This window comes from Halopseudomonas yangmingensis (assembly GCF_900114825.1).
GTDB lineage: Bacteria > Pseudomonadota > Gammaproteobacteria > Pseudomonadales > Pseudomonadaceae > Halopseudomonas > Halopseudomonas yangmingensis.
Window position 1 is genome coordinate 314,991 of the sequence record NZ_FOUI01000002.1, and the last position, 15,388, is coordinate 330,378.

At 62.6% G+C, this 15,388-nt stretch carries 9 protein-coding genes; 6 read left to right on the forward strand and 3 right to left on the reverse strand.

Annotated features, from left to right (window positions below):
* Positions 1-149 precede the first annotated feature (149 nt).
* Positions 150-2,552 (forward strand): penicillin-binding protein 1A, encoded by a 2,403-nt coding sequence (locus BMZ23_RS03635; RefSeq protein ID WP_093472844.1) that lies wholly within the window; start codon positions 150-152, stop codon positions 2,550-2,552.
* Here BMZ23_RS03635 and BMZ23_RS03640 read toward each other — a convergent pair.
* Complete coding sequence (locus tag BMZ23_RS03640; protein ID WP_093472846.1) at positions 2,549-3,469, reverse strand: LysR family transcriptional regulator; 921 nt, start codon at positions 3,467-3,469, stop codon at positions 2,549-2,551. The two genes, BMZ23_RS03635 and BMZ23_RS03640, sit on opposite strands and share 4 nt — an antisense overlap.
* Positions 3,470-3,643: 174 nt before the next feature.
* On the opposite strand from BMZ23_RS03640, the gene BMZ23_RS03645 reads away from it, so the two are divergent.
* Positions 3,644-5,335 carry an AMP-binding protein gene (locus BMZ23_RS03645; protein WP_093472849.1) on the forward strand — a complete coding sequence of 564 codons (1,692 nt, stop codon included), beginning with the start codon at positions 3,644-3,646 and terminating at the stop codon, positions 5,333-5,335.
* A 221-nt stretch (positions 5,336-5,556) separates the two neighbouring features.
* On the forward strand, positions 5,557-8,841 hold the full coding sequence (locus BMZ23_RS03650) for a carboxyl transferase domain-containing protein (RefSeq protein WP_093472852.1): 3,285 nt from the start codon (positions 5,557-5,559) through the stop codon (positions 8,839-8,841).
* 24 nt (positions 8,842-8,865) lie between these two features.
* Here the strand turns inward: BMZ23_RS03650 and BMZ23_RS03655 are convergent, their stop codons facing one another.
* A complete protein-coding gene (locus BMZ23_RS03655; RefSeq protein WP_093472855.1) occupies positions 8,866-9,582 on the reverse strand; it encodes an LrgB family protein in 717 nt (238 codons plus the stop codon).
* Positions 9,575-9,940: a CidA/LrgA family protein gene (locus tag BMZ23_RS03660; RefSeq protein WP_093472858.1), complete on the reverse strand. Its 366-nt coding sequence runs from the start codon at positions 9,938-9,940 to the stop codon at positions 9,575-9,577. The genes BMZ23_RS03655 and BMZ23_RS03660 overlap by 8 nt, the downstream gene beginning before the upstream one ends.
* A 238-nt stretch (positions 9,941-10,178) precedes the next feature.
* Between BMZ23_RS03660 and BMZ23_RS03665 the strand changes: the two genes are divergently transcribed.
* The 3 genes from BMZ23_RS03665 to BMZ23_RS03675 all read left to right on the forward strand — a co-directional run bounded on the left by BMZ23_RS03665 (position 10,179) and on the right by BMZ23_RS03675 (position 15,367).
* Complete coding sequence (locus BMZ23_RS03665) at positions 10,179-13,478, forward strand: efflux RND transporter permease subunit (protein WP_218143558.1); 3,300 nt, start codon at positions 10,179-10,181, stop codon at positions 13,476-13,478.
* The gene (locus BMZ23_RS03670) at positions 13,466-14,509 is read left to right on the forward strand and encodes an efflux RND transporter periplasmic adaptor subunit (RefSeq protein ID WP_093472861.1); all 1,044 of its coding nucleotides are present in this window, start codon (positions 13,466-13,468) and stop codon (positions 14,507-14,509) included. Before BMZ23_RS03665 ends, BMZ23_RS03670 begins: the two co-directional genes overlap by 13 nt.
* A gap of 81 nt (positions 14,510-14,590) precedes the next feature.
* Positions 14,591-15,367 carry an outer membrane protein OmpK gene (locus BMZ23_RS03675; RefSeq protein ID WP_093472865.1) on the forward strand — a complete coding sequence of 259 codons (777 nt, stop codon included), beginning with the start codon at positions 14,591-14,593 and terminating at the stop codon, positions 15,365-15,367.
* Positions 15,368-15,388 lie beyond the last annotated feature (21 nt).

Consider the following 15,388-nt stretch of genomic DNA (forward strand, 5'->3'; position numbering starts at 1 on the left):
GTTTATGTTTTCCTGCATTAAATAACAGTCCAACGTCAAGCGCAAATGGCTTCTGCAAAAAAATTGCGCTTATAATGCGTACTGTTAACCCTTTCTCACTTGGCAGCCTGTGCAGCCATCACTCGCAAACGGTAAAACGACCTACTTCCATGCTGCGTTTTCTGAGTTTTCTTATCTGGTCAGCGGCCGCCCTGATCACCGCACCGATACTGGCTCTATCGGCCACGGCGCTCTATCTCGGGCATTCCCTGCCGGATGTCGAAACCCTGCGTGATGTTCAGCTGCAAACCCCTCTCAGAATGTATAGCACAGATGGCAAGCTGATTGCCGAATTCGGTGAAATGCGCCGAATTCCCGTCTCTTTCGACGAGGTGCCAGCCGACTTCATCAATGCCCTGCTAGCCGCCGAGGATGACAATTTCCTCAATCATCATGGTGTAGACCCCAAAGGCCTGATAAGAGCAGCCACCGAGTTACTGCAATCCGGCCAGATCCAGACTGGCGGAAGCACTATCACCATGCAGGTGGCCAAAAACTTCTTTCTTTCCAGTGAGAGGGTATTCTCACGCAAGCTCAATGAAATACTGCTCGCCTTGCAGATCGAGCGCAATCTCGGCAAGCAGGAAATTTTCGAGCTTTACGTCAACAAGATCTATCTCGGCAACCGCGCCTACGGCATCGAGGCGGCCGCACAGATCTATTACGGCAAAACTATCAGCGAGCTTGATCTGGCTGAGTTGGCGATGATAGCCGGTTTACCCAAGGCGCCTTCGCGCTTCAATCCGATCGCCAATCCGCAGCGCGCACAAATTCGCAGGGACTGGATCCTGCAGCGGATGCTCAGCCTGGGTCATATTTCCGAGGAGCGCTATCTGCAAGCAATCGCGGCCCCCATCAGCGCCCGCATCCATCGCAGCAGCACCGAGCTTGATGCGCCCTATGCTGCTGAAATGGCCCGACTGGATATGCTCGAGCGCTATGGCGAGCGCGCCTACACAGACGGCTTCGACGTTTATCTGACCATTGACTCACAACTGCAACAGGCAGCCGATAGCGCCTTGCGTGAAGGACTGATCGAGTATGACCGTCGCCACGGATATCGCGGAGCGGAAGCCAATCATGCCGACCTGCCGTCAGACCAGTGGGCTCGCTTGCTGGCGCGCACACAGATAATTGGCGATCAGCAGCCTGCGCTGGTTATCGCAGTTGACGACAAGGGCGCCGACGTCATGTTGCGCGACAACGTGACGGATCGTATTGAATGGCCACAAATGCGCTGGGCCAGAGCCTATCGGAACGCCAACAGCATGGGACCGGTACCACGCAACCCGTCCGAGGTGCTCAACGCTGGCGATCTGATAAGAGTGCGCTCAAACACAGACGGGGCGCTTGAGCTGTCGCAGATCCCGACAGCCCAGAGCGCCCTGGTAGCTCTCTCGCCGCAAGACGGCAGCATCCAGGCCTTGTCCGGTGGCTTTTCCTTCCTGCAAAGCAATTACAACCGGGTAACCCAGGCAAGGCGCCAGCCCGGCTCAAGCTTCAAGCCATTTCTCTACGCGGCCGCCCTGGATGCCGGCTACACACCGGCCAGTCTGGTTAATGACGCCCCGCTGGTCTATGTCGACGAATATCTGGCAACCGAATGGCGGCCACGCAACTCCGGCGGCGACTTCCTTGGCCCTATCAGATTGCGCGAAGCACTGTATCGCTCGCGCAACCTGGTATCCATCCGACTGATGCAAGATCTGGGCGTCGACCAATCCCTGAGCTACATCGAACGTTTCGGCTTCAGTCGCCGCGAACTGCCGCGCAATCTCTCAGCCTCACTGGGCACCCCTGAGCTCACCCCTTTGCAAATTGCCCGGGGTTACGCCGTCATTGCCAATGGTGGATATAACGTTGAGCCGTGGCTGGTTGAGCGCATCACTGACCGCCATGGCAACCTGCTGTTCGTGGCAGTCCCGCCTGTAACACCTGACGCGCAACAGCAACATGAGCAGCGCCTGCTGACCCTCAAGGACAAACTGCCTGACTCCCTCCTGCCGCCACAGCCTGTTGCGGCAGACCGGGTTGTTGATCCGCGCACTACCTATCAATTGACCAGCATGCTCAAGGATGTAATTACCCGCGGCACGGCCACGCGAGCACGCGCCCTGCAACGAGGCGACCTGGCAGGCAAGACCGGCACCACCAACGAGCAGAAAGACGCCTGGTTTGCCGGTTACAACGGTGACTTCTCCACCACAGTCTGGGTCGGCTTCGATCAGCCGGATACGCTCGGAAGACGCGAATTTGGCGGCACCGCCGCTCTGCCGATCTGGATGCGTTTTATGGAGGTGGCGCTGGATGGCAAACCTGAACACAGCCAGCCGATGCCGCCCGGGCTGATCAATGTACGCATTGATCCGTTGACCGGTCGTGCCGCCCGTCCCGGCAGTCGTGACGGTATTCTTGAAGTGTTCAAGGAAGAGGATGCGCCGCCGCCCTGGAGTGAACTGGAATCTGGCGGCTATCTGATCGACGATGCCATCACCCCGCTGGAGCTGTTCTAGCCCCTGTCACCCGCCAGCAGCAATAGCTGCTGGCGCAGCCACAGGTTGCAGGCGTCCTGCTCCATGTCCTCATGCCAATACAGATTCAATCCCACTGGCGGCAAGGGTAACGGCAAGGGCAGAATCCGGTTGCCATTGCCGCGGTTGAGCAACTCGGCATGCCGGCGAGCCATGGTCAGCAGCAGGTCGCTGTTGGCGGCAATCAGACAGGCCGCATGGTAGTTCTGACAGCGCTGCCGAACGCTGCGCGCCAGCCCCAAATGACTCAGCGCCAGATCTTCGAAACTCAGACCACGCCGCCAGGAGGCCACTGCGACATGCCCCGCGGCCAGATAGGCTTGAGCATCCAACTCTCCGACAAAGCCCGGGCCGGCGACCACGCACAGGGGCTCACTAAGCAATTGCACCTGACGCAAGGCTGCCTCGACCGGACGGGCGATCTCGATAGCCATATCGATCTGCCCGGCGGCCATCGCCAGTGGCAGCTCGCGCCAACGCACACTGGAAGTCCGGACCCGCAGCCCAGGAGCCGCCTGCGACAGCTGCTGCAACAACCCGGGCAACAGCGTTGGCTCCAGCTGCTCCGGCATGTTCAGGGTGACCAGCCGGGTATCGGTGGCCGGATCAAAGCGCCCGAGCCGTGCCAGGCTTTGCTGCAACCCGGCCAGACTGTCGAAGATGCCCGGCGCCAGCCGCTGCGCCATCGCCGTTGGGGCCACACCCCGTCCCTGCCGGACAAACAGAGGATCGGCAAACTGCTCGCGCAGGCGAGCCAGCGCATGGCTGACCGCCGATTGACTGACATGCAATACCGCCGCCGCACGGGTCAGATTGCGCTCGCGATAGATCACCTCAAACACCCGAAACAGATTCAGATCCATCCGCCCCAGTGATGGCGCACCATGTCTTTCAGTCATACATTGTTCACTACGAATAAATTTGAGCCTGTTCCAAGCGAGGAATATCGGTCATTACTGCAAAATAATGAATGAAATTCATGCTTTATGATGAAGAATCATCGCTTCACCGTCCACTGACAGACGTCCTAAGCTGCATGGATTGACAACAAGACAAGAACAGCGGAGCACCACATGCAGCTACAGGACTATCTTGCACGGCTCAGCCAATTGCAGCGGCAACACTGGCCCGCAGGCCATGCCAGCGAACCCGTGTATCCGCTCGGGCAGCGCCCCTTGACCGCCTACCTGCGCCACTGGGCAGACACCACCCCGCACAAGACCGCCATTGCCTTTTATGGCCACCAGACCAGCTTTGCCGAGCTGGATGAGCAGGCCGACCGCTTTGCTGCCCTGCTACTGGCCCAGGGTGTCAAGCCCGGCGACCGAGTCGCGGTGTATATGCCCAACTGCCCGCAGTTCCATATCGCCTTTTTCGGCATACTGCGGGCTGGTGCCATCCACTGCCCGGTGAGTCCGATGGCGGTAGGTCTCGAGCTCGAATATCAGTTGAAGGATTGTGGCGCCAGCGTAATGGTCTCCTTTGACCAGCTGCTGCCTGCGGTGCGTCAGGTACAGAGCAATACGGATCTGCGCCTGCTGATCAGCACCAGCCTGTCCGAACTTTGCCCCGCGCAGCCGCCGATTCAGGTGCCTGACCTGCTGTTGGCACCCAAGCTGCCGGTCACCGACAATCTGGACCTGCTCAGCGAACTACCCAATTACAGCCCGCGCCGCGACCTGCACGAACCGGAGCTGGATACAATTGCCGCGCTCAACTACACCGGCGGCACCACCGGCCTGCCCAAGGGCTGCATCCATACCCACGGCGACATGCTCTATACCTGCGCCAGCTTTGTTCCCGCCGCACTGGGTCTGGACAGCGAGCGCGTCAGTCTGAACTTCATGCCGGAGTTCTGGATTGCCGGGGAAAATGCTGGCCTGCTGTTCCCCGCCTTTACCGGCACCACACTGGTGCTGCTGGCGCGCTGGGATGCGCTGGCCTTTATGCAGGCGGTACAACATTACCAAGTCAAGCATACGGGGCTCCTGGTCGACAGCGCTGCTGAAATCCTCGACCACCCACGGGTTGGCGAATTCGACTTCAGCTCCCTGCAGATCACCAGTTGCGTGTCCTTTATCAAGAAGCTGACTCCGGAATACCGTCGTCGCTGGCGTGAACTGACCGGCTGCACCCTGTTTGAAACCAGCTTTGGCATGACCGAAACCCATACCTGCGATACTTTCACTGCCGGCCTGCAGGACGACGACTTTGACCTCAAGTCTGCACCCACCTTTGTCGGTCTGCCGGTGCCGGGCACCGAGTTCAAGATCTGCAGTTTCGAGACCGGAGAACTGCTGCCGCTGGGCGAGGAAGGCGAGCTGTGCCTGCGCAGCCCCTCCCTGCTCAAGGGTTACTGGAACAAGCCTGAGGCCAGTGCTGACGCGCTCAAGGACGGCTGGCTGCATACCGGCGACAGCGGTGTGATTACCGAGCAGGGCTTTATCCGCTACCTGGGTCGGCGCAAGGAAATGCTCAAGGTCAATGGCATGAGCGTGTTCCCCAGCGAACTGGAAGCCCTGCTGGGCCAGCACCCGCAACTGCTGGCCTCTGCGGTGATCGGTCGCCCGGACGAGAAAAAGGGCGAAATACCGGTGGCCTTTGTGGTGGCCAAACCCGGCAGCGGACTGGATGCCAACAGCCTGACCAACTGGTGCAAGGAGGCCATGGCGGTGTACAAGATTCCGGAGTTTCGCCTGGTCGAGTCATTGCCGATGACGGCAACCGGCAAGGTGAAAAAGAATGAACTGAAGGCCTTGCTGTGATGCGCCACAACCTCCGTGCCAGCTAGCCCTTGGCGCCACCTGCTGTGGACACGCCGTAAACCCATCCCTGGGGGCTCGACTATGCCCGTCCAGGGCATAGACGGTCCACAGCAGGTGGCGCCAAGGGCTGCATTATTGATCTGTGCCAGCAACACCATAAACCCAGTTGCGCTCTCAAGAATAACTACGCGCAACAAACAGAAGCCAGCAGGACAGGATTCATGCCCATCACCAAACTACTGATCGCCAACCGTGGCGAAATCGCCATCCGTCTGGCTCGCGCCGCCGCCGAACTGGATATTCCCAGCGTCGCGGTATACGCCGAGGATGATGCCGCCTCACTGCACCGGCACAAGGCTGACCGGGCGATTGCCCTCAAGGGCCGTGGCGCCAGCGCCTATCTGGATGCCAGCCAGTTGCTGCGCATTGCCTACGAAGAGGGCTGCGACGCCATCCACCCCGGTTACGGCTTTCTCAGCGAAAACGCCGCCTTCGCCGCGCAATGTGAGGATGCCGGGATTCGCTTTGTCGGCCCCAGCGCCACGGTACTGGAACGCTTTGGCGACAAGGCCAGCGCCCGCGCCCTCGCACTGGAGCTCGGGATTCCGCTGGTGCAAGGCACCAATGAGCCGACCTCACTGGAGCAAGCCCACGCCTTTATGCAGCAACTGGGACCGGGGGCAGCAGTCATGCTCAAGGCACTGGCCGGTGGCGGTGGCCGGGGCATGCGTGCGGTGCTGGACCCGGCTGAACTGGATCAGGCCTATGCACGCTGTCAGTCCGAAGCCAAGGCCGCCTTTGGCAGCGATGCGCTCTATATCGAACGACTGATCCGCCGCGCCCGACATATCGAAGTGCAGATCATCGGCGATGGCCGCGAAGTGGCGCATGTGTGGGAGCGCGACTGTACGCTGCAACGACGCAACCAGAAGCTGCTGGAAATCGCTCCGGCACCGGGACTGGACCCGGCGCTGCGCGAGCAACTGTTGCAGGCCGCCTTGAAACTGACCGGCGCGGTCGGCTATCGCGGCCTGTGCACCGTTGAGTTTCTGCTCGATGAAGACAGCGGCGACTTTGTCTTTATGGAAGCCAACCCGCGCATTCAGGTCGAGCACACGGTCACCGAGGCGGTTACCGGCCTGGACCTGGCCCAGATCCAGCTGCGTCTGGCTGCCGGTGCCAGCCTGGCTGAACTGGGTCTGACCCAGGACCGGATACCCGTACCGCGCGGCTACGCCGTTCAGCTGCGGATCAATCTGGAAAGCATGGCCAGCGACGGCAGCGCCCGTCCGGCCGGCGGCACCCTGAGTGCCTATGAGCCGCCCAGTGGCGCCGGTATCCGCGTCGATGGCTACGGCTACAGCGGCTATACCACCAGCCCCAGCTTTGATTCGCTGCTGGCCAAGCTGATCGTGCAGGCCGCAGCCGACTACCCGCAGGTGCTCAAGCGCGCCTACCGCGCGCTGTGCGAATTCCGCTTGGAAGGCGTGGCCAGCAACCTGCACTTTCTGCAGAACCTGTTGCAGCATCCGGCGGTGCAGGCCAATCAGGTCAGCACCGGCTTTATCGAAGCCGAAGCGGCTACGCTGGTCGGCGCCGGCAGCAAGGCCCATCCGCACCTGTATGCCAAGGGAGCGGCCACCAGCCAGACCCAGCGCCAAGCGGAGATCGACGCCCCGGCCGGCACTGAACCGTTGAGTACCCCCGTGCAGGGTGTGCTGGTCAGCATGGATGTGCAGGTCGGCGATACCGTCGCGGTTGGCCAGCAGGTCGCTGTGCTGGAAGCGATGAAGATGGAATTCGTGGTCAAGGCGACCCAGAGCGGGATTATCCGCGCCTTGGCGGCTGCCCCCGGCGACAACCTGTTCGAGGGCAGCGCCCTGCTGTTTCTCGAACCGGCCGAAGTCAGCAACGATGGCCTTGTCTCCGAGGAAAGTATCGATCTGGCACATATCCGCGCCGACCTGCGTGATGTCCTGGAACGCCAGGCCGACCTGAGCGACGAGCGGCGCCCAGAGGCGGTGGCCAAACGACGCAAGACCGGCCAGCGCACCGCCCGCGAGAACCTCGCCGACCTGCTGGATGAGGGCAGCTTTATGGAATACGGCGGCTTTGCCCTGGCCGCCCAGCGCACCCGCCGCACGCATGAGGAACTGCTCAAGCTGAGCCCGGCGGACGGTCTTATTACTGGTCTAGGCACGGTCAACGCCGCGCAGTTTGGCGCCGAGAAAGCCCGCTGCATGGCCATGAGCTACGACTACACGGTCTTTGCCGGCACCCAGGGCGTGACCAATCACAAGAAAACCGACCGCATGCTCGAGCTGGCCGAGCAGTGGCGTCTGCCGCTGGTGTTCTTCACCGAAGGCGGTGGTGGTCGCCCCGGCGATATCGACAAGGTCGGCGTGGCCGGACTCGACTGCACCACATTCATGCGCATGGCCCGCCTCAGCGGTCAGGTACCGCTGGTGGGCGTGGTGTCCGGCCGCTGCTTTGCCGGTAACGCCGCGCTACTCGGCTGCTGTGACGTGATTATCGCCACCGAGAACGCGACCATCGGCATGGCCGGCCCGGCGATGATCGAAGGTGGCGGGCTGGGCCGCTTTACCCCGGAACAGGTCGGTCCGACCAGTATGCAGGGCCGCAACGGGGTGATCGATGTGCTGGTCAAGGATGAAGCCGACGCCACCCGGGTCGCCAAACAATATCTGAGTTATTTCCAGGGCGACCTGCCCGGCGGCGAGTGCGCCGATCAGCGCCTGCTGCGTCACCTGATTCCGGAAAACCGCCTGCGCGTCTACGACATTCGCGAGGTGATCGAGACCCTGGCCGATAGCGGTTCGGTACTGGAACTACGCCGGCAGTTTGCTCCCGGCCTGATTACCGCGCTGATCCGCATCAACGGCAAGGCCTTCGGCCTAATGGCCAACAACCCCATGCATCTGGGCGGCGCCATCGACGCGGTATCCGGCGACAAGGCCGCGCGCTTTATGCAGCTGTGCCAGGCCCATGGCCTGCCGATGGTATCCCTGTGCGACACCCCCGGCTTTATGGTCGGCCCGGACGCCGAACAGCAAGCCACCGTACGGCATGTCTCGCGCATGTTCGTTACCGCCGCCAGCCTGACGATTCCGTTCTTCACCGTGGTGCTGCGCAAGGGCTACGGTCTGGGCGCCCAGGCCATGGCCGCCGGCAGCTTCCATGCGCCGATGTTCACCATCGGCTGGCCGAGCAGTGAATTCGGCGCCATGGGGCTGGAGGGTGCGGTACGCCTGGGCTATGCCAAGGAGCTGGCAGCGCTGGAGGACCCGGCCGAACAGCAGGCGCTGTTCGACCAGCTGGTGGCCGAGCTGTACCAACGCGGCAAAGGACTGAGCATGGCCAGTTTTCTGGAGATAGACGCGGTGATCGACCCGCTGGAAACCCGCGACTGGCTGCTGCGCGGACTCAGCTCAGCACCACCGGAATCACTGGAGCGCGGCCTGCGGCCCTTTGTGGATACCTGGTAAGTTGCCGGGGTGAGCCCAACCGGCTCACCCCAACCAGAACAGCCACAGGGTCACCCCGAGCGGCAGCAGCAGTGCGGTCAGAATACCCATCAGGCTCATGCCCAGCGCGGCAAAGGCACCGGCCTCCTCGCTCTCTTCCATGGCCCGCGCGGTACCCACGGCATGGGCACAGATACCCATCGCCAGACCCCAGGCAGCCGGGTGGGTGATCCGGCACAGGCGCAACAGCGCCGGGCCTAGCAGCGCTGCCAGAATCGCCGTGAGCATCACGAACACCGCGGCCAGCGCGGCTACACCTCCGATCTGCTCGGCCACCAGCATGGCAATCGGCGTGGTTACTGATTTCGGCGCCAGGGTCAGCATCAGCATCGGATTGAGACCAAACAACCAGGCCAGCAACAGGGTACTCAGGGTGGCAAAGCCGCCACCCAGCAACAGGGTCAGCAGCACCGGCCAGGCAAACTGGCGGATTTTGCGCAGGTTCAGGTACAGCGGCACTGCCAGCGCCACGGTGGCGGGCCCGAGCAGGATCAACAGCGGATCAACCGCTGCGCTGTAAGCTGCAAAGTCGACGCCGAACAGCCAGAGCGCGGCAATGATCAGGGCAATCGACACCAACACCGGGTGGAACAAGGCCAGGCCGCTGCGCTGGTACAGCTCCAGCCCCAGCTGATAGGCCGCCAGGGTTACCCCGAGCCAGAACAATGGATGCCCGGCTATTGCCTGCCAGGCCTCAGCCATGGGGTTGCTCCGCCGCCGCGCGCCGATGCAACTGGCGCTGCATCAGCCAGCCGCACAGCGGCAGGGCCAGCAACAACGACAATACCAGGGTCAGCCCGATGCCCAAGCCAAAGCTGCGCAATTCGGCACCATAGGCCATCACCCCAACCGCCGGCGGCACCAGAATCAGCGGCAGATACTGCAGCAGCCCATTGGAAGCCTGCTCCACCGACTCCGGCACCTTTCCGCGCAACAGCAGAAAACCGAGCAGCAACAGCATGCCGATGATTGGCGCCGGTACCGCCTGCAACCAGAGCACCTGCAGGCCGGTGCCAAGCAACTGGAACAAAATCAGCCAGGTCAGGCCGCGTAGCAGCATCCATATATCTCCAGGACAGAAACAGCTGCGGCAGTTTAGCAAATTCGGCTGAAACAGCTTCTCATGAATACTATATGGGGTATAAAATCAATCTTTTATTACCACCTGCAAACAGCTGCCGCAGCACAACCTATAATTCAGGCTGATTGCTTCCAGTTCCAGAACGCAGCCGACCAGGTGCGCCTGCCTCGACTGTGAATCAGTGCGTATCCCCTGCTACACAGGACGTCCAGTTACCATGCAACAGAGCTCTACGCCCGAAACCCCGCTGCAACGCCTTGGCCAGCGCCTGCTCGACAGCCGCTGGCCGTTGCCGGCGATGCTGCTGTTACTGCTGCTGGGTATGGCCGCGCTCTGGTACACCCCTCGCGAGGAAGAGCCGCAGATAGTGGTGCCGGTGGTGGACATCCGCATCCAGGCCCCCGGCCTGTCGGCCCGCGAGGTCGAGCGTCAGGTGATCCAGCCGCTTGAACAACTGATTGCCACCCTGCCAGAGCTGGAGCACAGCTATGCCACCAGCCAGCGCAACCAGGGTCTGCTGACCCTGCGCTTCCGCGTCGGCAGCAACCGTGACGACGCGCTGTTCCATGCCTTCAGCAAGCTGCACAGCCACACCGACCGCATTCCCCCTGCCGTCACCCACTGGCAGGTCACCCCGGTGGATATCGACGATGTGGCCATCGTGGTGTACGGCCTGTGGAGCCATGACCCGCAGCAGCTCGACCAGTTCCAGCTGCGCCGGCTGGCTGAGGAAATGGCCAGCCAGTTGCAACGGCTGCCCAATACCAACCGTATCGAGGTGATTGGCGGCCAGCCGCGCCAGCTTCGCATCCAGCTCGACCCGACCGCCATGGCCGCGCGCGGTGTCAGCGCTGTGGACGTATTGCAGGCGATCCGCCAGAGCAACCTGATCGAACCGGTTGGGCAGCTGACCCTGGACAACCGTTCGATCAATCTGGAAAGCGGCCTGCTGCTGCAACCGGAACAGCTCCCGGAGCTGGTGGTGGCGGTGGTCGACCAGGTGCCGATCAGCCTGGGCGAGGTGGCGCAGGTCATCGACGGCCCGGCCGAGGTCGCCAGCTACAGCTGGCTGCGTACCGGCGAGCAGCATCCGCAGGGGCCAGCCTCTGAGGAGTTCCCGCTGGTCACCCTGGCGATCTCCAAGCAGCCGGGCAGCAATGCCGTGTGGCTGGCCGACAGCCTGCACCAGAGTGTGGCGCAGATGCAGACCGAATGGCTGCCGGATGCGCTGCAGGTAGAGGTGTTGCGCGACTACGGTGAAACCGCCGACGAGAAGGTCAACAACCTGACCAGCAGCCTGCTGCTGGCGGTGCTCACGGTGATCGGTTTTATCGGCATATTCCTCGGCTGGCGTCAGGCCCTGCTGGTCGCGCTGGCAGTGCCACTGTGCTACTCGATCGCGCTGGGTATCAATGCGCTGGCCGGTTACAGCATCAACCGGGTAACCCTGTTTGCGCTGATTCTGGCCCTTGGCCTGCTGGTCGATGACCCGATCACCGGCGTCGACAATATCGACCGCCACCTGCGCCGCCGCGGCGCTGACAAGTTCACCGCCGTGATCAACGCCATGCTGGAAATCCGCTGGCCACTGCTGATGTCGACGCTGGTGATCATTATCGCCTTTGTGCCACTGGCCTTTATCACCGACATGATGGGCCCCTATATGGCACCGATGGCACTCAACGTGCCGGTGGCGGTGACCGCCTCGACCCTGGTGGCCTTCCTGTTCACCCCCTGGCTGGCCGCACGACTGCTCAAACCGGGCCAGTCCGAGGCCCCGCCCTCCGCCTTCTACAGCCGCCTGCTGGCACCCTGGATCGCCTCTCGGCGGCGCGCCTGGGCGGTGATCATCGCCATGATCGTTCTGCTGCTGCTGAGCATGCTGCTGCCGATGCTGCGGCTGGTGCCACTGAAACTGCTGCCCTATGACAACAAGAACGAGCTGGCGGTCATGGTCGAGTTGCCCGAGGGCAGCAGCCTGGAGCAGACCCGCGCCGCCGTCCAACAGGCCGGCGAAGTGTTGCTGCGACTGCCGGAGGTCAAGGCGGTGGCTGCCTATGTCGGCGAGCCGGCACCGATCGACTTCAACGGCCTGGTGCGCCGCTATTATCTGCGCCAGGCACCGGAGCTGGGCGAACTGCGCCTGACTCTGGCCGACAAGCTGCAGCGTGAAGACCAGTCCCACGCCATTCTGTTGCGCCTGCGCCCACTGCTGGCAGAACTGGAGCAACAGGGCAACGCCCGTTTCAAACCGGTCGAGGTGCCGCCCGGGCCGCCGGTAATGAGTACCCTGGTGGTGGAAATCAGTGGCCAGCCGAATACCCCCTGGCACGACCTGCAACGGGGGGCCCTGGCCCTGCAGCAACGACTGGCCCGTGAACCGGGCGTGGTCGATGTCGACAGCAGCCTGAGCAGCGAACACCAACGACTGCGCTTTGTGCCGGACTGGCGCAAGGCCGCGCTGTCAGGCATCAGTGTCGCCGATATCAACCAGCACCTGCGCCTCGCCCATGACGGGCTGACCGCCGGGCACCTGAAACAGCCGGACGAAGTCCGCGCCTTGCCGCTGCGGCTGGAACTGGCACCCGAGTGGCGGCGCGATCCGCTGCGCATGGGCGAGCTTACCCTGCGCGGCGAGGCCGGCTACCGCCAGCAGATTCAGGGCGGCGTGGTGCAGGCGCCGCGGCCGATGGTGGCGCTGGCCGAGCTGGGCAGCTGGCAGCAACTGGAGGATGACCCGGTGCTGCAACGCAAGGACCTGCAACCGGTGATCTACGTGATGGCCGAGATTGCCGGGCGCCAGCCGGCAGAGATCATCGCCGATGTGGTGGCCGACCGTGACAGCAACAGCGACCAGCCCCGCAGCCTGAACTGGCGCACTTATTTCAATTCCGGCGGCGGCCTTGGCTGGAGCCTGCCTGAGGGCGTCAACGCGCGCTGGACCGGCGAGGGCGAGTGGCGGGTCACTGTGCTGGTGTTCCGCGACCTCGGGCTGGCCTTTGCCTTTGCGCTGGTCGGCATGGCACTGGTACTGCGCATCCAGACCAGCAGCTGGGCCCTGACGGGGCTGATCATGAGTGCGATACCGCTGTCGATGATCGGCCTGATGCCAGGGTTCTGGTTGCTCAACCTGCTGACGGCCGGGGAGTCAGGCGGCATCGCCGACCCGGTGCTGTTCACTGCCACGGCGATGATCGGCATGATCGCACTGGCCGGCATCGTGGTGCGCAACGGCCTGATTCTGGTTGAATTCATCGACGAGCGCCTGCGCGCCGGGGATGCCCTGCGTGACGCCCTGTTCAGTGCCGGTGCCTTGCGCCTGCGACCAGTGCTGTTGACCGCCGGCACCACCCTGCTGGGCAATCTGGTGATCACCCTGGATCCGGTGTTTGCCGGACTGGCCTGGGCGATCATCTTCGGCCTGATTACCTCAACCCTGTTTACGCTGGTCGTGGTGCCCTGTGCCTACTACCTGCTGCATCATGACAAGGAGATTCAACCGCCATGCGCACCCTGATCAAGATAGCCCTGCTGCTTGGCGCCCTGCTGCTGGTCATGGCCTGGTTTGCCGGGCTATTCAATACCCGCATCAGCCCTGAGGTCGCCGAAACACCTGCACTGGCGGCCGGCGACACCCTGTTGCTGCAACCTCGCGAACAGGCACTGACAGAAACCGTGGCCGCCACCGTGATTGCCCGTGAGGCCTCGCAGGTCAGCAGCCGGGTACTGGGCAGCGTCAACCGCGTTCTGGTTCGCGCCGGAGATCCGGTGCAACGCGGCGATTTACTGCTGGAGCTGGACGACCGCGAATTCCGCGCCCGCCTGGCCCAGGCCGAACAGCAACTGGCAGCGGTGCGCGCCCAGGCTGACGAGGCCCGCCGCGAACTGCAACGCGCCAGCCAGCTACTGGAACGCGGCGCCGGCACCCAGGCCATGCTGGACCGCGCCCGTGCCCAGTCAACCAGCCTGCAGGCCGACCTGCAGCGTGCTGAACAGGCCCGTCAGGAGGCCGAGACCGCGCTCAGCTATACCCGCCTGCTGGCACCCATCAATGGCCGGGTCACCGAGCGCCATATCGAGCCAGGCGATACCGCCAGCCCCGGACAGCTGCTGGTCAGCCTGTACGACCCGCAGTCCTTGCAACTGGCAGCCCAGGTACGCGAAAGCCTGGCCCTTGGCCTGCGCGGCGGCCAGCCACTGCTGGCCCGTATTGATGCGCTTGACCAGCAACTGGAGGTGGTGGTCGAAGAACAGGTACCTGGTTCCGACCCAGGCGCCCGGGCGATTCTGATCAAGGCCGGACTGCCGCAGCTCGATGGCCTGCTGCCGGGCATGTACGCCAGCCTGCAGATTCCCGCCGGCCGTGCCGAACTGCTGTGGATTCCGCACACTACCATCAGCCGGGTCGGACAGATCAGCACCGTCGACGTCATCGACAGCCAGGGCCACAGCCATCGCCGAGTGATTACCACCGGGCGTCAGCAGGACGGTCAGGTGGTGGTAACCAGCGGCCTTGAAGCCGGTGAGCGTATCCGCCTGGCGCAGTGAACCGCATTGCAACACGACTCGCTTTTTATGGCGAAATCATTACCATGGCGGGTTTTCAGCAACCCTGTGGAGCCTTACCCGATGCATACCCTGAGCAAAGCCGTACTCGGTGGCAGCCTGCTGCTGTGCAGCTCGCTGGCCAGCGCCAGCCCGTTGCAGTGGCAGAACAACAGCCTGACCTATCTGGTCGGCACCGATTTCCAGGTTGACCCCAAGACCCAGCAGACCGTCACCTTCGAGCATGTCAGTGGCTGGAACTTCGGTGATCTGTTCTTCTTTGTCGACAGCATTCACTACAACGGTGGTCGCAATGCCCGTGGTGACAACAGCAGCTGGTATGGCGAACTCTCGCCGCGCTTCTCTCTGGGCAAACTGAGCGGTCAGGAAATCAGTTTCGGTCCGGTCAAGGATGTACTGCTGGCAGCCACCTGGGAATTCGGCCGTGGCGACCTGCACAATTACCTGCTCGGCCCCGGTTTTGATCTGGCAGTGCCCGGTTTTGACTTCGTCCAGCTGAACACCTACTACCGCCGCGCCGACACCCCGGATGGCGGTCGCGGTGTGTGGCAGGTCACCCCGGCGTGGGCCTGGACCCAGCCGCTGGGCAAGTCCGACCTGCTGATCGACGGTTTTATCGACTGGGTGGTCGACAACGACAGCCGCAGCGGCTACCACGCCAATTTCAAGTTCAACCCACAGGTCAAATATGACCTCGGCAAGGCACTGGACTGGTCGCCGAAGCAACTGTATGTCGGTGTCGAATACGACTACTGGAAGAACAAGTACGGTATCAAGGACAGCAGCGCGTTCAAGACCGACCAGAGCGCTACCAATCTGATCGTCAAGCTGCACTTCTGAGCTATTGGCGGCAGCCCGGCT